Source organism: Pseudomonas sp. NBRC 111119 (genome assembly GCF_001320125.1).
Classification (GTDB): domain Bacteria; phylum Pseudomonadota; class Gammaproteobacteria; order Pseudomonadales; family Pseudomonadaceae; genus Aquipseudomonas; species Aquipseudomonas parafulva.
In genome coordinates this window covers 1-19,875 of record NZ_BCAV01000029.1, presented here as the reverse complement: position 1 = coordinate 19,875, position 19,875 = coordinate 1, and the positions used below count along the sequence as shown (strand labels likewise).

General features: G+C 63.6%; 17 protein-coding genes. 4 read left to right on the top strand and 13 right to left on the bottom strand.

Features of this window, described 5'->3' with window-relative positions; translation table 11 throughout:
- Position 1: 1 nt before the first annotated feature.
- The 10 genes from APH25_RS12300 to APH25_RS12255 form a co-directional block, all read right to left on the bottom strand.
- Entirely contained in the window at positions 2–1,132 is a 1,131-nt protein-coding gene (locus tag APH25_RS12300; RefSeq protein ID WP_177331176.1) for a lactonase family protein, read from the bottom strand.
- Positions 1,098–1,388 (bottom strand): DUF5629 family protein, encoded by a 291-nt coding sequence (locus APH25_RS12295; RefSeq protein WP_060482130.1) that lies wholly within the window; start codon positions 1,386–1,388, stop codon positions 1,098–1,100. The genes APH25_RS12300 and APH25_RS12295 overlap by 35 nt, the downstream gene beginning before the upstream one ends.
- Positions 1,389–1,505: 117 nt before the next feature.
- Positions 1,506–3,881, bottom strand: a complete 2,376-nt coding sequence (locus APH25_RS12290; protein ID WP_060482196.1) for an RND family transporter — start codon at positions 3,879–3,881, stop codon at positions 1,506–1,508.
- A 20-nt stretch (positions 3,882–3,901) separates the two neighbouring features.
- Positions 3,902–4,870, bottom strand: a complete 969-nt coding sequence (locus tag APH25_RS12285; RefSeq protein WP_256217522.1) for a YCF48-related protein — start codon at positions 4,868–4,870, stop codon at positions 3,902–3,904.
- 245 nt (positions 4,871–5,115) lie between these two features.
- Positions 5,116–7,773, bottom strand: a complete 2,658-nt coding sequence (gene pepN, locus APH25_RS12280) for an aminopeptidase N (RefSeq protein ID WP_060482128.1) — start codon at positions 7,771–7,773, stop codon at positions 5,116–5,118.
- A gap of 13 nt (positions 7,774–7,786) precedes the next feature.
- Entirely contained in the window at positions 7,787–8,617 is an 831-nt protein-coding gene (locus APH25_RS12275; protein WP_060482127.1) for a DUF2797 domain-containing protein, read from the bottom strand.
- Positions 8,614–8,874 carry a YeaC family protein gene (locus tag APH25_RS12270; RefSeq protein WP_028632388.1) on the bottom strand — a complete coding sequence of 87 codons (261 nt, stop codon included), beginning with the start codon at positions 8,872–8,874 and terminating at the stop codon, positions 8,614–8,616. Before APH25_RS12270 ends, APH25_RS12275 begins: the two co-directional genes overlap by 4 nt.
- Before the next feature lie 13 nt (positions 8,875–8,887).
- Positions 8,888–9,775 (bottom strand): rhomboid family intramembrane serine protease, encoded by an 888-nt coding sequence (locus APH25_RS12265; RefSeq protein WP_060482126.1) that lies wholly within the window; start codon positions 9,773–9,775, stop codon positions 8,888–8,890.
- Positions 9,772–10,743: a metallophosphoesterase gene (locus tag APH25_RS12260; RefSeq protein ID WP_028632386.1), complete on the bottom strand. Its 972-nt coding sequence runs from the start codon at positions 10,741–10,743 to the stop codon at positions 9,772–9,774. Before APH25_RS12260 ends, APH25_RS12265 begins: the two co-directional genes overlap by 4 nt.
- Positions 10,743–11,633, bottom strand: coding sequence for an NAD(+) kinase (locus tag APH25_RS12255; protein WP_028632385.1), 891 nt, complete (start codon positions 11,631–11,633; stop codon positions 10,743–10,745). Before APH25_RS12255 ends, APH25_RS12260 begins: the two co-directional genes overlap by 1 nt.
- A 43-nt stretch (positions 11,634–11,676) precedes the next feature.
- Between APH25_RS12255 and APH25_RS12250 the strand changes: the two genes are divergently transcribed.
- Both APH25_RS12250 and APH25_RS12245 read left to right on the top strand, forming a co-directional pair.
- On the top strand, positions 11,677–12,654 hold the full coding sequence (locus tag APH25_RS12250; RefSeq protein ID WP_177331175.1) for a DUF1853 family protein: 978 nt from the start codon (positions 11,677–11,679) through the stop codon (positions 12,652–12,654).
- 123 nt (positions 12,655–12,777) lie between these two features.
- Entirely contained in the window at positions 12,778–13,323 is a 546-nt protein-coding gene (locus tag APH25_RS12245) for a cytochrome b (protein WP_060482124.1), read from the top strand.
- On the opposite strand, the gene APH25_RS12240 is transcribed toward APH25_RS12245, so the two are convergent.
- Together APH25_RS12240 and APH25_RS12235 are read right to left on the bottom strand one after the other, a co-directional pair.
- A complete protein-coding gene (locus APH25_RS12240) occupies positions 13,314–14,204 on the bottom strand; it encodes a 1-aminocyclopropane-1-carboxylate deaminase/D-cysteine desulfhydrase (protein ID WP_060482123.1) in 891 nt (296 codons plus the stop codon). The genes APH25_RS12245 and APH25_RS12240 overlap by 10 nt on opposite strands.
- Before the next feature lie 3 nt (positions 14,205–14,207).
- Positions 14,208–16,244 (bottom strand): NADPH-dependent 2,4-dienoyl-CoA reductase, encoded by a 2,037-nt coding sequence (locus APH25_RS12235; protein WP_060482122.1) that lies wholly within the window; start codon positions 16,242–16,244, stop codon positions 14,208–14,210.
- 183 nt (positions 16,245–16,427) lie between these two features.
- On the opposite strand from APH25_RS12235, the gene APH25_RS12230 reads away from it, so the two are divergent.
- Together APH25_RS12230 and APH25_RS12225 are read left to right on the top strand one after the other, a co-directional pair.
- Positions 16,428–17,546: a nitrilase-related carbon-nitrogen hydrolase gene (locus tag APH25_RS12230; RefSeq protein ID WP_060482121.1), complete on the top strand. Its 1,119-nt coding sequence runs from the start codon at positions 16,428–16,430 to the stop codon at positions 17,544–17,546.
- A gap of 4 nt (positions 17,547–17,550) precedes the next feature.
- On the top strand, positions 17,551–18,591 hold the full coding sequence (locus APH25_RS12225; RefSeq protein WP_060482120.1) for an AraC family transcriptional regulator: 1,041 nt from the start codon (positions 17,551–17,553) through the stop codon (positions 18,589–18,591).
- A gap of 264 nt (positions 18,592–18,855) precedes the next feature.
- On the opposite strand, the gene APH25_RS12220 is transcribed toward APH25_RS12225, so the two are convergent.
- Complete coding sequence (locus tag APH25_RS12220; RefSeq protein WP_060482119.1) at positions 18,856–19,680, bottom strand: DUF2242 domain-containing protein; 825 nt, start codon at positions 19,678–19,680, stop codon at positions 18,856–18,858.
- Positions 19,681–19,875: the final 195 nt, after the last annotated feature.

Genomic DNA, 19,875 nt, shown 5'->3' with positions numbered 1-19,875 from the left:
GCTAGGGAATGAACTTCAGGTCCGAGGGCGCGGGCTGGTGCAGTGTCTGCACCGCCTCGCCCAGCGTGCCGCTGAGCGGGTCGCGGTGCAGCACCACGATCTCGTTGCTTTTCTGGTTGGCGACCAGCAGGAAATTGCCGCTGGGGTCCAGGGTGAATTCACGGGGGTGGTCACCCTCTACGGAGCGGCGCTGCACCAGCGCCAGCCGGCCATCATCCTTGCCCACCGCAAACACCACTATCTGGTTCACCGTGCCGCGATTGCTGACGTACAGGAACCGACCGTCGGCTGACAGGTGCAAACCGCCAGCGGCCTTGGCTGCTGCCTCAGGCCGCTCGGTCAATGGCAGGCGCTGGCGTTCCACCAGCGCGCCTTTTTGCACATCGAACACCACCACCTCGGCGCTCATCTCCAGCGTCAGGTAGGCATGGCTGCCCTTGGCATCGAATACCAGGTGACGGGGGCCGCTGCCGGGTGGCAAGGCAGCTGCCGGGGGAATGGCGGGGGACAAGGGGTGGCCCTGGCTGGCGCCGTCATAGCGGTAGATGAACACCTTGTCTGCGCCCAGGTCACTGGCATACACATGCTGGCCATCCGGTGATGGCACCATGGCATGCACATGGGCACCGGCCTGGCGTTCGGGGTTGACGCCACTGGGCACGTGCCGCTCCTGCTGCACCGCAGGCCCGAGCTTGCCGTGCTTGTCTACAGGGAGCACCACCAGGCTGCCGCCGGTTTCGGCACTGACCGAGTAATTGCCCACGAACAGGTAGCGCTGGTCCTGGCTGAGGCTGGCGTGGGTGGGCTCGTCACCCAGGCTGGACACTTGGTTGACGAAGGTGATGGCGCCGTCGCTGGCAACGGCAAAACTGCTCACATGGCCTTGGGGCGTTTCATTGACCGCGAACAGTTGCCGGTTGTCTTCCGAGAGCACCAGCCATGACGGGCTGACGCTCTCCACCACCTGCAGTGGCGCGGGGGTAATCCTGCCGGTGGTGGTATCGAATGCGTAGCGGTAGATGCCCTTGCTGGGGCTGTCGGTGTAGCTGCCCACCAGCAGCGTAGCCGCCTGGGCATTGAGCACCATAGGCATGAGGCTAGCGGTCAGCAGTGTCTTCCAGGTCCGGTTCATGGTCGTCTTCATCCGGTGCGCGAAATGCATCCAGGCAGGTGAGCCGATGCTCACGTTCGGCAGCAGCGATGCACCAGTCGTTCCCTTCACGGGAGGCTGCGGCCACCTGATCGGCGGTGAATACCCAGCGACGGAGCTGCCGGCCATCCATGCATTCGATGGTCAGGCCGTTTTCATCGCAGGTGAAGTCGAAGGCATGCAGCCCATCGATGAGGATCATGTCACAGGTGGTCAAGGCGGTTGCGAGAGCAGACATGGGGGGCACCGGGGTAAAAGGGGGGAATTATAGCCCTAATCAAGCACCGCGGATTGCAGCTTCAGGAGGCTGGAGGCTCCTGAAGCCGCCGAGATCAAGCTCCATGGCAACAGCTTGTCAGTGAGCGAAGATTGACCCCCCGGCCTTGCCTGCCATTTTTTCCGGTTTTATCAGGAACCGCGCCAGGGCGGGCAGTAGCCAAAGGGCGCCAAACATGTTCCACAGCAACATGAAGGTCAGCATCAGGCCCATGTCTGCCTGGAACTTGATGGCAGAGAAAATCCAGGTGCACACACCGATGGCCAGGCACAAACCGGTGAACAGCACCGCCTTGCCGGTGGAGCGCAGGGTCTGGTAGTACGCCTCCTGCAGCGGCAGGCCGGCCCGCAGGAAGCTCTCCAGGCGGCTGTAGATGTAGATGCCGTAGTCCACGCCAATACCTACACCCAGCGCCACCACCGGCAAGGTGGCGACTTTTACGCCGATGCCCATGTAGGCCATCAATGCATTGCCCAGCACCGAGGTGAGTACCAGCGGCAGCACGATGCACAGGGTGGCGGCAAACGAACGGAACGTGATCAGGCACATGATGGCCACGCAGATGTACACCAGCACCAGGATGGTCAGCTCGGCCGACTTGATCACCTCGTTGGTCGCGGCCTCGATGCCGGCATTGCCCGCCGCCAGCAGGAACTGCAGGCCCTCCTTGTCGTGGCTTTCGGCAAATGCCTTGGCGGCCGCCGTGACCCGTTCCAGGGTTTCGGCCTTGTGGTCGTTGAGGAACACCAGCACAGGCGCCAGCGAACAGTCGCCGTTGTACAGCCCGTCTGCACGGGCGATGGAGTTGTTGAGCACATCCGGGTTGCGCGAGAGGGTTTCCCATTTCAGGCTGCCCTCGTTCATGCCCTTGATCACCTGCTTGGACACGGTCACCAGGGAGATGGCCGATTGCACACCCGGGGTGTTTTCCATCGTCCACATCAATTCGTCGATGGGCGCCAGGGTCGAGTAAACTGAGCAGTGCTCTGGCGGCGTCTTGACCATGACCACCAGCACGTCGGAACTGGTGGAATAGTTGCTGATGATGAAGTGGTTGTCCTGGTTGTAGCGCGAGTCGGGGCGCAATTCTGGCGCGCCCTGGTCGAGGTCACCGATTTTCAGGTTCTGGCTGTACCACAGCCCGCCGGCGAAGGCCAACAACGCCAGGCCCACCGACACCGGCGCCACCTTGGCACTGGCGAAGTTCGACAACAGCCGCCAGAACGGGTGTTCACGGGTAGCGTCCCGTTTGCTGCGCTCGATGGCTTTCTTGCTGATACCCACGTAGGAGATGGCTACCGGCAGCAGGATCAGGTTGGTGAACACGATCACCGCCACCCCGATGGACGCGCCAATGGCCAGCTCGCGGATGACGCCGATATCGATGATCAGCAAGGTGATGAAGCCCACGGCATCGGCCAGAATGGCGATCATGCCGGGCAGGAACAGCTGCCGGAAGGTGCGCCGCGCCGCCGTCAGGGCATTGTCGGCATCGCTGGACTGCAGGGCGATGCCGTTGATTTTCTGCACCCCGTGGGAGATGCCGATGGCGAAGATCAGGAACGGCACCAGCATCGAATAAGGGTCCAGGCCAAAACCCACTGCATGCATCAGGCCGAGCTGCCAGACCACCGCCACCAAGGTAGTGACAAGCACGGCAATGGTGCTGCGGATGCACCAGGTGAACCAGTACAGTAGTACCCAGGTGATCGCCAACGCCACACCGAAGAACATGACCACCATCACCAGCCCATCGATCAGGTCGCCGACTTTCTTGGCAAAGCCGACGATGTGAATCTTCACATTGGGGTTCTGGGCCTGAAACTTGTCGCGGATCTTTTCTTCAAGCTGGTGCGAGAACTGCTGGTAGTCGAGCTTGACCTGGCGGCCTGGGTCCTGCGGGTCCGGGTAGCTTTCGAGCAAGGGCACGTCGACGATACTCGACCTGAAGTTGTTGCCCACCAGCCGCCCAACCTGCCCGGAGCGCAGCACGTTGTCGCGCAGTGTATCGAGGCTGGCCTGCGAGCCGTCGTAGGTGTTGGGGATCACTTCGCCACCGGAGAAGCCCTCTTCGGTGACCTCACTCCAGCGCACGCTGGGGCTCCACAAAGACTTGAGCCCGGCACGGTCGACACCCGGCAGGTAGAACACTTCGTCATGGATCTGCCGCAAGGTCTCCATGTAGGCCTTGTCAAAGATGTCACCCTCGACCGCCTCCACGGAAATCCGCACGGTGTTACCCAGGTTCGCCAGGTCGTTGCGGTGCTCCATCATCTGCTCGATGAATGGGTGCTGCAGCGGGATCATCTTTTCGAAACTGGTGGAAGGGCGGATCTGCGTGGCCTGCCAGAACAGCAGGATGCTGACCAGCACGCACAAGGTAATGACCACGGGCCGGTTGTTGAAGATCAGGCGCTCGAGCAGTGTGGCCTTGTCCTGATGGTGCGGCTGCATGGGCAGGCTCTCCTTGCTGTTCATGGGCGCACCTCGCGGGGGGCACCGTCGGCGCCTTCGGCATTGGCCAGGTGCACACCACCCTGCCCTACCAGCAGCAGCCCGCCCTCGCCCGCAGCGCTGACGCCAGACAGGGCGATACGGTCGGCTCGGTTGTAGACCGTGAAGCGCTGGCCATCGTCGGTGCTGCGCAGCACGCTGCCGCCATTGCCCACCAGCACCACGGTGCCGTCATCCAGCAGTGTGGCGCTGGCCAGACCGAACTGCAGCTCGCCACGGGCGGCTTTCAGTTCGATGGGCTGCCAGGTGTCGCCGAAGTCGGTGGAGCGGAACAGGTTGCCGCGCAGGCCGAACGCCAGCAGGGTACGGGGTTGCGCCGTACCGATCACGCCAAACAGCGACCCCTCGTAAGGGCCCTGCACCTTCGTCCAGTGCTGGCCGTTGTCTGCCGAGCGGTACATGCCGCCCTGCTCGCCGACAATGAACAGGCCGGCTTCGCGCACCTGGGTGATCGCGTTCAGGTGCAACTGATCGGGGTTGTCGAGGCGCTCAGCCACATCCTGCCAGTGCTGGCCGCCATCGGTGGTTACGAGGAATGCACCGTAGGCACCCACGGCGAACCCGTGCTGAGCATCGGTAAAGGCGACATCCAGCAGCGGGGCTTCGCGGGCCAGGTCTTCGAACTGCTTGCTCCAGGTGGCGCCGCCATCGGTACTGGCAAGAATCTGCGCATCGTGGCCTACCGCCCAGCCCCGCTTTTCATCGAGAAAAAACACGGCTGTGAGCAATTGCCGGGTCGGCACGCGGGCCTGGGTCCAGGTGTTGCCCTGGTCGTCCGAGAACAGGATATGGCCCCGATCACCGACGACCACCAGGCGCTTGCCGGCGTGCGTGGCATCGATCAGCAGGCTCTGAGTGGCCTGGGCCGACTCGGTGGAATATTCCTCGGCGGGGGCGGCAGTAACGGCGCCTGCCCCCCACAGCATCATCACTAGCGCACCCGCAATCGGCTTCAAGCTCATCCCTGCCCCCGTCGTTGTTATTGTTGGGTGGATCTGTGCGTTGCAGGCGCCGTGCAGCAGTTCGGGCCGAGGCCTGCAAGGGTTTGCGTGGATCGTAGGAGGGGTGGTAGCGGGGATGCAACGGGGGGGACGTTATGTTTTGTTAATTGCCCCCACACAAACCCCGTCATGCCCTGATTGGCATAAAAGGGTTTGCGCGGCGGGGGCACGGTTCAGGCCAGGCTCTTGCTCACCACTTCATACACATCACTGGACAGCTCACCAGAGGCGAGAATCCGCTGCAGCTCGGCCTTCATCAGCGCCTGGCGGGCGGCGTCGTACTTGCGCCAGCGGGTCAGCGGTGCCAATTGGCGCGAAGCAATCTGCGGGTTCAGCGCATTCAGCTCGATCACCAGATCCGCCAGGAAGCGGTAACCCGAACCGTCGGCAGCATGGAAGTTGACCAGGTTCTGCCCGGCAAACGCCCCCACCAGCGCACGCACCTTGTTCGGGTTCTTCAGGGTGAACGCCGGGTGCTGCATCAGAGCTTTCACGCGTGCCAGGCCACCTGGCAAGGTGCTACCTGCCTGCACGCTGAACCACTGGTCCATGACCAACGGGTTGTCCTTGAAGTGTTCGGCGAACGTTTCCAGCGCCTTGGCCCGCTCAGCCTCAAACGGTGAGTTGACCAGCACTGCCAGTGCCGTCAGGCGTTCAGTCATGTTGTCGCAGTGCTCGAACTGCTCGAGCGTAGCCTGCAGCACCTCGGGCCGGCCAGTCTGCATCAGGTACGACAGGGCAATGTTCTGCAGGCTGCGGCGGGCGAAATGCTCGGCAGAGGCAACGTACGCCGTGCTCCGGGACACCTCGCGGTTCGCCTGGTAGCGCGCCCACAAGGCATCGAACAGCTGCTCGGCGATCTGCTGGCGCGCATATTCGCGTGCGGCGTGAATGGCGTCCACATCCGCCACCTGGCTGATCTCGGTCAGGTAGGCCTCACCAGGGAGCGACAGCATTTCAGCCACCATGGCCGGGTCCAGCGAGGCGTCGCCCAGCACGGTGCCCAGGGCAGTGATCAGCCGTGGGTCCAGCGTCAGGGCTTCACCACGCTGATGCTGGCCGATCAGTTCCTGCAGTACCTGCACCGACAACTGCTGGCCGGCCTCCCAGCGGTTGAAACCGTCGCTGTCGTGCTGCATCAGGAACATCAACTGGTCACGGTCGTAGGGGTAGCTGAGCTTGACCGGCGCGCTGAAGCCTCGCAGCAACGACGGCAGCGGCTTGGCTTGCACGCCCTGGAAGGTGAAGGTCTGTTCGGCCTCGGTTACCGACAACACCCGCGTGGTGCCGCCCGCGGCCGGTTCCCCGGCCAGTTGCAGGGGCAGGTCGTTACCCTGGGCATCCAGCAGGCCCAGCTCAACCGGGATCACGAACGGCAGCTTCTCGGCCTTGTCCGGCGTCTGCGGGCAGCTCTGGCGGAAGGTCAGGCTGTACGTCTGCGCGGTGGCATCGTAGGCGTCGGTGGCCTCCACCCGTGGTGTACCGGCCTGGCTGTACCAGCGCTTGAACTGGGCCAGGTCTACCGCGTTCGCGTCCTCCATCGCCTTGATGAAGTCGTCGGTGGTCACCGCCTGGCCATCGTGACGCTCGAAGTACAGGTCACTGCCCTTGCGGAAGCCATCTGCCCCCAGCAAGGTACGCACCATGCGCACCACCTCCGCGCCCTTCTCGTACACCGTAAGGGTGTAGAAGTTGGAGATCTCGATGAAGCTGTCAGGGCGCACCGGGTGGGCCATGGGGCCTGCGTCTTCGGCGAACTGGTGGGTGCGCAGGTAGGCGACGTCCTCGATACGCTTGACCGTGCGCGAGTTCATGTCGGCACTGAACTCGGCATCGCGGAACACCGTGAAGCCTTCCTTGAGCGACAGCTGGAACCAGTCACGGCAGGTGACACGGTTGCCCGACCAGTTGTGGAAGTATTCGTGGGCAACCACCCCTTCAACCCGCTGGTGCGCAGCATCCGTGGCGGTTTCGGCACGGGCCAGCACGCAGCTGGAGTTGAAGATGTTCAGGCCCTTGTTTTCCATGGCGCCCATGTTGAAGTCGTTCACCGCGACGATCATGAAGATGTCCAGGTCGTACTCGCGGCCGTACACCTCTTCATCCCAGCGCATGGATTTCTTCAGGCTGACCATGGCGTGGTCGCACTTGTCGATGTTCTCCGGCTCCACGTAGATGCGCAGGGTCACGTCGCGGCCCGACTGGCGGGTGAAACTGTCCTCCACGCACCACAAGTCACCTGCCACCAGCGCGAACAGGTAGGCCGGTTTCATGAACGGGTCTTCCCAGGTGGCCCAGTGGCGGCCATCTTCTGCCGGGCCGCTGCCCACCGGGTTGCCATTGGACAGCAGCACGGGGTAGCGGTGCTGCTCGGCAATCACCGTGGTGGTGAAGGTGCTCATGACATCGGGGCGGTCGAGGTAGTAGGTGATCTTGCGGAAGCCCTCGGCCTCGCACTGGGTACAGAACATCTTGCCCGACTTGTACAGGCCTTCCAGCGCGGTGTTGCTCTCGGGGTGGATCTTGACGCTGGTGTCGAGGGTGAAACGCTCGGCCTTGGGCTGCACGGTCAGGCTGTCGGCGGCCAGCTGGTAATCACCTGGCTGCAACGCTTCGTCATCCAGGGCTGCGCGCAGCAGTTCAAGCTGCTGGCCGTCGAGCTGCAAGGGCGGCAGGCCGGCGCCCTGCGCCGGGTTACGGCGCATCACCAGTTGCGCATGCACCAGGGTGTGGTCCTCGAACAGCTCGAAGGTCAGGTGCGTCTCGTCGATCAGGTAATCGGGCGCCTGGTAATCCTTGAGGTAGATCACTTGGGGTTGTTCGGTACGCATGTGCAGGTCCTTTTTACTGGAGCACGGCCAACTGATAGGCCGTGTACTTGCGAATATTGATCACGCCGGTATCAAAGATCAGGTACTGGCCCTTGATACCCAGCAGCGTGCCTTCAACGACCGGGTCTTTGTCCAGGTTGAAGCTCACGATCTTTTGCGGGTAAGCCTCGACCGGGTAGTTCATGTGCACCACTTCAGCATCGGTGAGCGGCTGAATGGCCTGCAAGCCGAAGCGCGCCTGCAGCTCGGCCAGGCCAGGCGCGCACGCCTCCAGCACCTGATCACGCACCGCCGGCAGGTCGAGCACCTCGGCATCGCCCTTTAGCAGTGCCCGCCAATTGGTGCGGTCAGGCACCTGGCTGCGCAGCAGGTCTTCGACCAGCCCGGACTGCTGGCGGGTCGCAACCCGCAGAATCGTCAGTGCCTGGCTGGCACCCTGGTCGAGCCAGCGGGTGGGCAGTTGACTGGCGCGGGTGATGCCAACCTTGATGCCGGAGGAATTGGCCAGGTAGACCACGTGATCGGTCATGCAGAACTGCTCGCCCCAGGAGGGTTCGCGGCAGGTGCCTGCGTCGTAGTGGCAGCGCTCCGGCGCCATGATGCAGATGTCGCACTGGGCCAGCTTGGTCATGCACGGGTAGCAGTAACCCTGGCTGAAGCTGGTCTTGGTACGCTTGCCACAGTGGCTGCAGTGAATGGCGCCCAGGTACTCAAGGCGCACCCGTTGACCGATCAGCGGGTTGACCGGTACCTGGGTATCGCCCAGGCGAAAGCTGTACTGCACAACAGGGGCTGCAAGGCTGACAGCCATCTTGCTCAACGAGCCACGAGCGAGTTCGATCAATGTACCGAGTCCGACTTGAACAGGATGTTAGGGACAGGCGCGGACTTGGACGCGCATTCCTGCGGGCCCATGTAACCGGTACGCTGGTCCTCGGGCAGGTTTTTTATCTCCCAGGCGATGACCGCCTGCAACGACAGTTCTTTCTGTTCGGCGGTCAGCTTGCGCCCGTCGGACCATTTGCCGATTTCCACGGCCAGCTTCAGGCTTTCGTAGATTTCCGGTGTGATGTTTTCGATCATTTGCGCGAAAGTGGACATAGTGTCTCCTGATTCAAGCCGACAGTTTACGCCGGGCCAGCGCCCCGCCCAAGAGCCCGGTCAGGCATCCGATGAGCAACCCGCCCACGTGTGCCGCGTTGGCGATCTGGCCGAGGCCCAGCGTGCCGACTACCCCGGTGAGGCACACCACCAGCCAGATGAGCATCATCACCAGGACGCCCTTGGGCAGGGCGAAGTAACGGTTGGGCGCCAGCCACTGGTACAACCAGATGTGCCCGAGCAGCCCGTACAGTACCCCTGACAAGCCGCCGAACAAGCCTGGCCCGCTGGTGAAGTGCTGCGCCAGGTTGGACACCACGCTGAACAGCAGGGTAAGGCCCAGCAGCGCCCATGCCCCCTGGCGCAGCTCGATGCGTTTGCCCAACTCCCAGAACCACAGGCTGTTCATGGCAAGGTGCAGCACACCGAAGTGCAGCAGCATGGGCGACACCAGCCGCCACCACTGGCCTTGCGCAAGGCCTTCGGCCAGCGGGCGGAAATACAGGTAATCACCCTGCACCCGGAAATCGAGGAAGGTGAACCAGCGCAGGGTGGTGAAGTTCTCGCCAAGGCCGGTCAGCCCGGCAACCACCAGGCACAGCAGCAAGGTCAGGGCGGTGACCTTGCAGGCCTTGGCCTGGGCAGCCAGGGATGGCTGTGCGGGCGCTCGTTCGCCTGCATCTGGCCCGTCGGCAGGGTCGGCCAGTTGCAGATCGGCATCGCCGTCCGGGTAACGCTGGTACAGCTGTTGCACTTGCTCGGCCAGGGTATCGGGCGCCCAGAGCACCTGGCTCTCACCCTCCTCGCTGACCCGGTGCGGCACCTGCAGACGCTGCAGCAACTGGATGAAGCCGCTGAGGTCCACCGCCAGCGGCAGGCGCATCACTTCGATAATGTTCATTGGCTTGCCTGTGGTCGGTCGACATCCACCCACACGAACTTGTGCGGGTCGATACGGGTTTCGTCATCCAGCCGGTAGGCGACCAGCTTGCCGTACAGCACTGCACTGTAGTCGAGGCAGGCCAGGTTGCTGCGAATCGGCGCCGGGCGCCCGCTGCGCCAGTAGTGGCCGACGAACAGCAACGGCTCGTCCTCGGCATACCGCAACAAGGCGTTTTTCTGGCTGTGGCTGAGCGGCGTGCTGGCCACTTCGGCGGGCAGGGCATCGGGCTGGAACACGATGTCGCCGTAGGTTTTCGGGTCTTCTTCCCAGAATTTGGTGCGGAAGAAAGCGCGGGTCAGGCCATCGCCCCCGGTCAGGGTAAGGCCGTCAGGCAGGCGCATGTCCGTACCGCGCAGCAGCCGGTTGCAGACATTGGCGGCAAAGCTGCCGCTCACCGCCGAGGCCTGGAGAAAGTGCTGGTCGATGCGACCATCCGGGTACTGCTGGCGCAGGGGGTCGATCAGGCTGGCGTCCCAACAGGCATGCACCAGGCGAAAACGGCCGGCGTCGATGAACAGGGGCAGTTGATAGAACCAGTTGACGAACGCATGCCAGTCGCCGGGGTGCTGGGCAAACTGGGTGAGGGTTTCGTCGATAAGGCGCGCATGGCGTGGTGTGTGCTCCCGCACGAACGCCTTGCCACTGCCCGGCAGCGCCGGGGTCACCCAGCCCAGGGCACTGTACTCGTGGTTGCCCATGATGCAGAACGCCTGCCCCGCCTCGACCATGCCATGGACGATATGCAGGGCCTCGCGAATGCGTGGGCCGCGGTCGACGATGTCGCCCAAGAACAGCGCCTGGCGCCGCGGGTGGCGCCATACGCCGCCGATGCGCTGGTAACCGAGGGTGTCGAGCAAGCGTTCCAGGGTGTGGGCACAGCCGTGAACGTCACCGATGATGTCGAAACTGCGCGCCGGATCGAGCATCAGTCGTCCCTGCCCCCCAGGCGGCTGCCCCAACCGAGCTTGGTACGGCAGACCTCGTAGTAATTGTGGCCCAGGGGGTGGATCAGACGCAGTTTCTGCGGCTTCTTGCTTACGGTGATGGTGTCACCCGGGGCACAGGTGAAGTGGTTTTGCCCGTCGCAGGACACCTGCGGGTAGATCTGCAGGTCCTTGGCCACCACAATCTTCAGTTCGCTGTTGCCATCCACCACGATGGGCCGCCCAGACAGGGTATGCGGGTACATGGGCACGATCACGATGGCATCGAGCTTGGGGTGCATGATCGGGCCGCCTGCCGACAGCGCATAGGCCGTGGAGCCGGTAGGCGTGGCCACGATCAGGCCATCGGCCTTCTGGCTGCAGACGAACTGGCCATCGATGTAGATCTCGAACTCGATCATGCGGGTGGACTTGCCAGGGTGCAGCACCACATCGTTCAGGGCATCGCCCTGGCCGATGGCTTCATGGTGCCGGCGCACCTCGGCCTGCAGCAGGAAGCGGTTTTCCACCAGGTAGTGGCCATCGAGCACTTCGGCGACCTTCTCTTCGAGCTCGTCGGGGCGGATGTCGGTGAGGAAGCCCAGGTTGCCACGGTTGATGCCCAGTACCGGAATGTTGTGGCGTGCCAGCGCGCGGGCCGCGCCTAGCAGGCTGCCATCACCACCCACCACGATCACCAGGTCGCAGACCTCACCCAGCAGCTTGCGGGTAGAGGTTTGCAGGCCATGGCCGGGCAGCACTTCTGCAATGGTGTCTTCGAGGATCACGTGCAGGTGGCGCTCGAGGAGAAACTGCTTCAGCCGGCGGATAGTGTCGAGCACCTGCGAGCTGCCAAGGCGACCGATGATACCGATATTGCGAAATTGCTCCATGGGGCTCCTGCAAGGCTCTGCGACGGGTGACGATGCAGCGATTATGGGCGAAACCACAGGGCAGCAGCAAACCGGCTATGCTCGCAGCATGATGCCATTTGCCCAGCTTGAACACCTGCCACGCCAGTTACGACGCCCTGCCGTCCGCGACCTGGCCTGGACGCTGCTGTCGCCGCCGCTGCTCAGCGCCGCGCCTTGCCCCCAGCGCCATCCGCTGGCGGGCAGCCTGTGGGTGGACCATCCGCAGCAGCTCGAGCATTGGCTGCGGGCACTGGACGCCGACGATGGCCCTTTGCAGGCATGGCTGGCAACCCTGACCAGCCGCCGCCTGGGCATGTATTACGAGCGGCTCTGGCAGTTTGCCTTGCACCATGCGCCAGGGGTGGAGCTGCTGGGTGCCAACCTGGCCATTCGCGAAGGGGGGCGCACACTGGGCGAGCTGGATGCAGTGGTGCGCGACCGCGACGGGGTGCACCACCTGGAACTTGCCATCAAGCTGTACCTCGGCCCGGAGGGGGCCGGCACCGACCGTGATGGCTGGCTGGGGCCAGGCTGCCATGACCGGCTGGGGAACAAGCTCGCCCACCTCGGGCATCACCAGTTGCCCATGTCGACCAGCGCCCAGGGCCGCGCCAGGCTGGACAGCCTCGATGTGGGCGCGCTGCAGGCGCACGTGTGGATGGGCGGGTACCTGTTCTACCCATGGCCCACGCACGCCGAGCCGCCTGAAGGGGCAAACCCGCACCATTTGCGCGGGCGCTGGGTGCGGCGCCCGGCGTGGTACACCCATGCAGGTGACTGTTGGCAGCCATTGCCACGCCACGCCTGGCTGGCACCTGCGCGGGCGGAGGCCACCGATGTCTGGGGTACGGCGCGCTTCGCGGCCTGGTTGCACTTGCTGCCTGTCCATGCACCCGCGCAATTGCTGGTGCGCTTGGTGCCGGACGGCACCGGCGCCTGGCAGGAGGCCGAGCGAGTGTTTGTGGTGCCAGAGGATTGGCCGTGCGCGCCGGCCGCCTGAGGAGCGACGCCCGACTACACAATTTTCACGGATTTGAAGCAAAGATCTGCCTGAGGTTGCCGGTACACTGGCACCTGAGCGCCATCAAGAGCGCCACCCCCGACCTGACGATGAGGAACACGCATGGTTTCATCCACCCCGGTGCCCCACTACGCGCGCGCGTCCATACTCCTGCACTGGCTGATGCTGGTGCTGCTGGCTGCCGTCTATGCCTGCATCGAACTGCGCGGTCTGTTCCCGCGGGACAGCGCCGAACGCAACCTGATGAAAGACCTGCATTTCATGCTCGGCCTCAGCGTCTTCGTGCTGGTCTGGCTGCGCCTGGCCATGCGCCTGGTGCACCCTACGCCGCCCATCCTGCCCAAGCCTCCCGTCTGGCAGACAGGCCTTGCACACCTGATGCACCTGTTGCTCTACGTGCTGATGATCGGCATGCCGTTGGCCGGCTGGCTGATCCTCAGCGCGGCCGACAAGCCTGTGCCCTTCTATGGGCTGGAACTGCCGCACCTGGTAGGCGCGGACCCCGACCAGGCCAAGTTCATCAAGGGCTGGCACGAACGTATCGGCACCTGGGGCTACTGGTTGATCGGCCTGCACGCCGTGGCCGGGCTGTATCACCACTACATCAAGCGCGATAACACCCTGTTGCGCATGCTGCCCTACAAGTAACCCCGGCGCCCCTGCAGCCCCCCGGTATGCACGAAGACCAGCCGCGTGCCGGGGGCAAAGTAGCCGGCCTCTACCTTATCGCGCAACGCGAGCAACGCCTTGCCTGTGTAGAGGGCTTCCAGGGGTACGCCAGTGGCCTGTTCGCTGGCTTCGATAAAGGCCAGCAATTCGTCATCAAACTTGCCGAAGCCGCCACGGCACGCCTCATGCAACAGGTAGCCATGGTCGCCAGCCAGCGCCTGAACCGCCTGCGGCACGCCATACCCCAAAGGTACCGCCAGTGCCCCATGCACAGTGTGCCCCCCCGCCTCCGCCAGCACCAGGCCGGCCAGCGTGGTGCCCGTACCGGCAGCAAGCCACCAGGCGTCATAGCCGGCCCAGCCTATCGCCGAAAGCCCCGCATGTGCCTGCTGCATGATCAGCGCACAACCTTCGGCCCCCGCCAACCCACCGCCGCCCTCGGCAATGCAATGCCAGCCTGGGTACTGCGCCTGCCAAGGCGCCCAGAAACCAGGCTGGTGCCGTGCGCGGTAACCCTCGTAGCCCAGCCAGTGCAATTGCATACCCAAAGCCTGTAGATCGCGCACGGTGGGCGTTTCTTGCGGCTGGCCACGCAGCAGGCCAGCCGTGGCAAAACCGAAACGCCTGCCGGCAGCCGCCAAGGCGTGCAGGTGATTGGAGTGGTTGCCGCCCAGGCTGATCAGCCCCGGGGCCGCGCTGGCGTCGGCTTGCGCCAAGTGATGGCGCAGCTTGAACCATTTATTGCCGCTGATCAGCGGGTCGATCAGGTCAAGGCGCAACACAGCGACCTGCACCCTGGCACTGGCCAGCCAGGGCAGGTGCAGCGGTTGCAGGGGGGCTTGGGGGAGCTCGAAGCGCATGGGTCAAAGCCGCGCCGCCAACCTGGACCCCTGGTCGATCGCCCGCTTGGCATCCAGCTCTGCCGCCACGTCGGCGCCGCCAATCAGGTGCACCGACTGCCCTGCTGCCAGCAGCCCCGCCTGCAGTTCACGCAGTGGCTCCTGCCCGGCGCAGATCACGATATTGTCCACCGCAAGCACCTGGGGCTCGCCGTCTGCTACCCGCACGTGCAGGCCGGCGTCGTCGATGGCCAGGTACTCGACACTGTTCAACATCTGTACGTGCTTGCTCTTCAATCCGGCACGGTGAATCCAGCCGGTGGTCTTGCCCAGGCCGTCGCCTACCTTGGTCTTTTTGCGCTGCAACAGATGGACCTGGCGCGCCGGGGCGTGAGGCTCGGGCTTGATGCCTGCCACGCCGCCTCGCGCTTGCAGGTGCGTGTCGATGCCCCATTCCTTCCAGAAGGCCTCCCGATCCTGACTGCTGGCCACACCTTGGTGCACCAGGTACTCGGATACGTCGAAGCCGATGCCCCCCGCACCGATGACCGCGACAGCCCTGCCCACCGGCTTGCGCTCCAGCAGCACATCCAGGTAACTGAGCACCATCGGGTGTTCGATACCCGGGATCGCTGGCGTACGGGGCGCAATCCCCGTGGCCAGGATGATTTCGTCGTAGCCGCCCGCCAGCAGCGTCGGTACATCAACGCGGGTGTTCAACTGCAGGTCAACGCCTGTGCTACGCACCTTGTTGCCGAAGTACCGCAGCGTTTCGTAGAACTCCTCCTTGCCGGGCACCCGCTTGGCCACGTTGAATTGCCCGCCTATTTCACGGGCGGCGTCGTACAGCGTCACTGCATGCCCCCGCTCGGCGGCGACGGTGGCCGCTGCCAGGCCGGCCGGGCCTGCGCCCACCACGGCAATACGTTTGGCCGTTTGCACCGGCAGGTAGTTGAGCTCGGTTTCGTGACAGGCACGTGGGTTGACCAGGCAGCTGGTCAGCTTGCCGCCAAACGTGTGGTCCAGGCACGCCTGGTTGCAGCCGATACAGGTGTTGATTTCGTCGGCACGGCCCGCGGCCGCCTTGTTGACGAATGCCGGGTCCGCCAGAAATGGCCGCGCCATGGACACCATGTCTGCGTCGCCGTCGGCCAGCACCCTTTCGGCTACTTCCGGGGTATTGATGCGGTTGGTGGTAATCAACGGGATGCCGACCGCACCCCGCAGTTTAGCGGTAACCTTGGTGAATGCAGCGCGTGGCACCTTGGTGGCAATCGTCGGAATGCGCGCCTCGTGCCAGCCAATACCGGTGTTGATCAACGTGGCGCCAGCCCGCTCGATGGCCTTGGCCAGTTGCTCGATTTCTTCCCAGCTACTGCCGCCTTCGACCAGGTCGAGCATGGACAGGCGGAAGATGATGATAAAGTTCGGGCCCACCGCCGCCCTTACCCGCGTGACGATTTCCACCGCCAGGCGCATGCGGTTTTCGTAGCTGCCACCCCAGCGGTCGGTGCGGTGATTGGTGTGGGCGGCCAGGAACTGGTTGATGAAGTAACCCTCCGACCCCATCACCTCTACGCCGTCATACCCGGCACGCTGGGCCAGGACCGCGCAATTGACGAAGTCAGCGATCTGCTTCTCGATACCTGCTTCGTCCAGTGCTTGGGGTTTGAACGGGTTGATCGGCGCCTGGATCGCGCTGGGTGCCACCTGCCGCGGGCTGTAGGCATAGCGCCCGGCATGCAGGATCTGCAGGCAGATCTTGCCGCCTGCAGCATGCACCGCCTCGGTCACGATACGATGATTGTCGGCCTCTTCCTCGGTGCTCAGCTTGGCGGCACCGGCGTACACGCCGCCCTCATCGTTGGGCGCTATACCGCCAGTAACCATCAGGCCGACACCGCCCCGGGCACGCTCTGCGAAGTAGGCAGCCATACGCTCGAAGCCACCCGGGCGTTCTTCCAGGCCAGTGTGCATGGAACCCATCAATGCACGGTTGCGCAGCGTGGTGAAGCCCAGGTCCAGCGGGGCCAGCAGGTGCGGGTAAAGGTCGGTTGCCATGGTTCGATTCCCAGGTGATCACGGTATGCGGGTACTTCGCCTTTGGCGGCACCGCTGTTGTATGCCCCCGACATTAAACAGCCGTTTGAACAGGCTCAATGACTGAAACTGACAAGTTATTGATCCTGACGTACAGCAGGGCTAACCTAAGCCTCCCCTGCTCTGAAGGCACCTTACAGCTTCATGCGAAAAATTCTGGCAAGCGCCCTGGCGCTGGTGATGGTTGCCGCCCTGTGCGGGTACGGTTTCTGGACGCAACAACGCCCGGAGGGCCATTACCTCTCTGACCTGCGCATTGAACTGGCGGTCGACCAAGGCGTGCCCGGCGACCGTGGCAACCTGCTTGGCGTTGAACCACTGCTTTATCCAGGTGATTACCAGAACCTGCAACGTCTGCACCGCAAACTTGCCGCCTATCTGGAGCAGGCACGCGCACTGGGGTTGGTGAATGCCAGAACGGTGGTGGTGCTGCCCGAGCACATTGGCACCTGGCTATGGGCACGGGGCGAGAAGAACGAGCTGTACCAGGTGACGCAACGCCGTGAAGCCCTGCAATGGCTGGAACTGAGCAACCCGCTGCGCTACGGCCTGGCCATGCTTGCGGCCGAAGGCGACGACCGCCGCGCCGATGCCCACCTACGTATGAAGGCAGAGCAAATGGCAACGGATTACCAGCAGCTGTTCGGCGGCCTGGCCAGGGAGTTCGGTGTCACCCTGGTAGCCGGGTCCATCGTACTGCCAGCGCCCTATGTCAAACAGGGCGCTCTGCATGCCGGGCGCGGCCCGCTGTTCAACAACAGCGTCGTGTTCGCAAGCGATGGCTCGCTGCTGGGCGAGCCTCAGCGCCAGCAGTATCCAGACAGCGAGAGCCGCCGCTACATCCACAACGGTCGGCAACAGCCCCTGCACGTTGTACAAACCCCGGCCGGCCGGCTGGGGGTGCTGCTGGGCAGCGACAGCTGGTACCCGGAAACCCACCAACAATTGGCCAGCCAGGCTGTGGAGTTGGTGGTGAACCCGGTGTACCTGCCGGGCAAGGGCAGCTGGCAAGCACCCTGGCGTGGCAACCGTCATCAACCGGCGGCGACATACCTGCCGCTCAAGCGCGGGGAGGTCAGCGAGCAAGTGGCCTGGCATCGCCTCACCGACACCACGGCGCCGATGCTCGGCAGCATGAGCGTGTTCATGCGAGGTCAGTTCTGGGAGCAAGGGACCGATGGTCAGGGTTTTGCACGCCAGTCTGGGCGGTTGCTCACCGGCGCTCCCAGTGCCGGCGCCCGTCTGCTGAACCTATGGCTGTAGGTGTATGGCCCGCCCTCGCGTGAGGCTTGGCGACCTGTCGGTAGGGTTCGTGCAGCCGTTGGCCGAAGCCGTCAGGGCGCTGGGCCATGACCCCGAACCACTCCTGCGCCGCTATGGCCTGGGGCCAGCCCGCCTGGCCGAAGCCGGTGCTCGCCTGTCGATCCCGCGGTACATGCACCTGGGTCACGCGGCCATAGAACTGTGCCAGGAGCCCGCACTGGGGCTGCACATGGGTTTGCGCAGCCGGCTGGCCCAGGCAGGGCTGGCTGGGGTGACTGCGGCTCAAGCCCCAACGCTGGGTGAGGCGGCACGCACGCTGCTGCACTTCGAACCCCTGTATGCCGCCAATTACCGTGGGCACTCGAGTTTTCATGAAGACGCCAGCGGAGCATGGCTGCGTTTCTATTCCATTAGCCCCTACAACGCCTACAACCGCTTCGTGGTGGACTCTCTGCTTGCGGGTTGGCTGGCTCAACTGGCTGACCTGGCCGGCAAGCCTGTGCAGGCGGAGCGGTTGGAAATCGAGTTTACCGCACCCGCCTACGCCGGCCAGTACCAGGTGTTGTCCAGCACCCCGGTGCAATTCGGCGCTGCATACAACCAGCTGAGGCTTAGCCAGCAAACGTTGCGCCTACCCAACCCTGGGCACTGCCCGAGCACCTGGCAGCATTTGCAGCAGTTGTGTGAAGCCCAACTGCTGCAACTGACACGCGTGCGCAGCCTGGGCGAGCGTATTACCCACCTGCTCGGGCCACTGCTCAGTGGGGGCCGTGAACCCGAGCTGGATGAGGTGGCCGTTGCGCTGCAACTGCCCACCTGGACACTGCGCCGCAGGCTGGCCGAAGAAGGGACGCGTTTCAGGGACCTGCTGAATGAAACCCGCCGCGACCTGGCAGAAACCTACATACGCGACACAGAATTGGCCTTTGGGGAGATTGCCTATCTGTTGGGGTTCGCATCCGCCGAAGCCTTCCAGCGCGCATTCAAGCGCTGGACTCAGCTCACACCGGGGGAGTTTCGCCGCAATCAGCGGCGAGTCGTCTAAAGCTCGGTGGCGTCGTCTGCCGATTCCGAGGTGTCCAGTTCATACGCCTGGAATTCGAGAAGTTCTTCCTGATAGTCGTCCATAGCCCTGCGTCCTGTTCTCATGATGTCTGTGTCGGTGCCGTCTTCAACCTAAGCAGGTGGGATGAAGAAATGATGACAAGCGTTTGAGAGATAAACGTAGCAGGTGTTCAAAAACTTATCGCAGGCCGTCTGTAACCGGGCATGTGCGCGGACTGCGGTGCTGAGCCACGACTACCCAGCATCACTGGGCTGGCGTTGTCGTCTCGACTGGTTCGACTGCAGGCTGCACCTCGATAGGCGCGGTTTCAGCCGGCGGAGCCACCGGCTGCGACCCTTGGGTATCATCCGCCGCAGGCACCGCTGCCGGCGGGTTTACCGGCTCGCTCGCCGGCGCAGCAGGCGCTGCCTCCTGCAATGATGCTGGCGCAGCGGCGGGCGCCGCTGGCTGCTCAGGCAGGCCCAGAACGACAGCCGGTTTTTCAGCCTTCACCGGCGCCTCCTCCACCTTGGCCTTGCTGACCTTGGCGGGCTTGGGCTTGGGTTTGGGCAGGTAGCTTTCTACCAGGGCAAAATAGCGGTCATAGAACTGCGCAGCCGTGACCGTCTCGCTTGCCACCTTCACCATCGAATCGTCACTGGACCCGATCGGCATCGACACAGAACCCAATACCCCAACACCCAGGCTTGCGGAGGTATTGGACTTTTTCAGGGCATACCGGTCCTGCAGGGCGTTGGCGAACATGGTGGAGTGCTGGTCGTCACTGGCATCCGGGGCACAGGTGACGTTGAAGCTGATCTGCAGGTGGTTATCGCTGTTCTGCTGAAAGCTCTTGTTGCCCACCACCTGGTTCGCGCCACTGCTGGTGATGATATAGCCCTGGCTCAGCAGCGCCCTTCGCGCCGCCTCGCACGAGCTGGCATCGCCTACCGGAAAGCTGCGCGAGAACGTGCCCGAGTCGTCAAAGTTCTCATGCTCGTACACAGCAGCCTTTTTCGACGTGCAACCGGCCACACCGGCCAGCACTACGGCCAGCCCGAGCGCAGCAAAGACGGAAGATCTGGTCATTGCGGATTCCGGGTATCTCGACAGGGTGCCTATTGTGCAACACAGCGGGCAGGCACTGGAACCGCTGAAGGGTGAAGACTTGGTCAGGTTTCGGTAAAGGTGCATAAAGCCTGCCGCCAGCCCCATAAACGAAAAAAGCGACCCAAAGGTCGCTTTCACGTTGCTTCGAGGCGTTCATGGGGCCTCTGGGCGAAG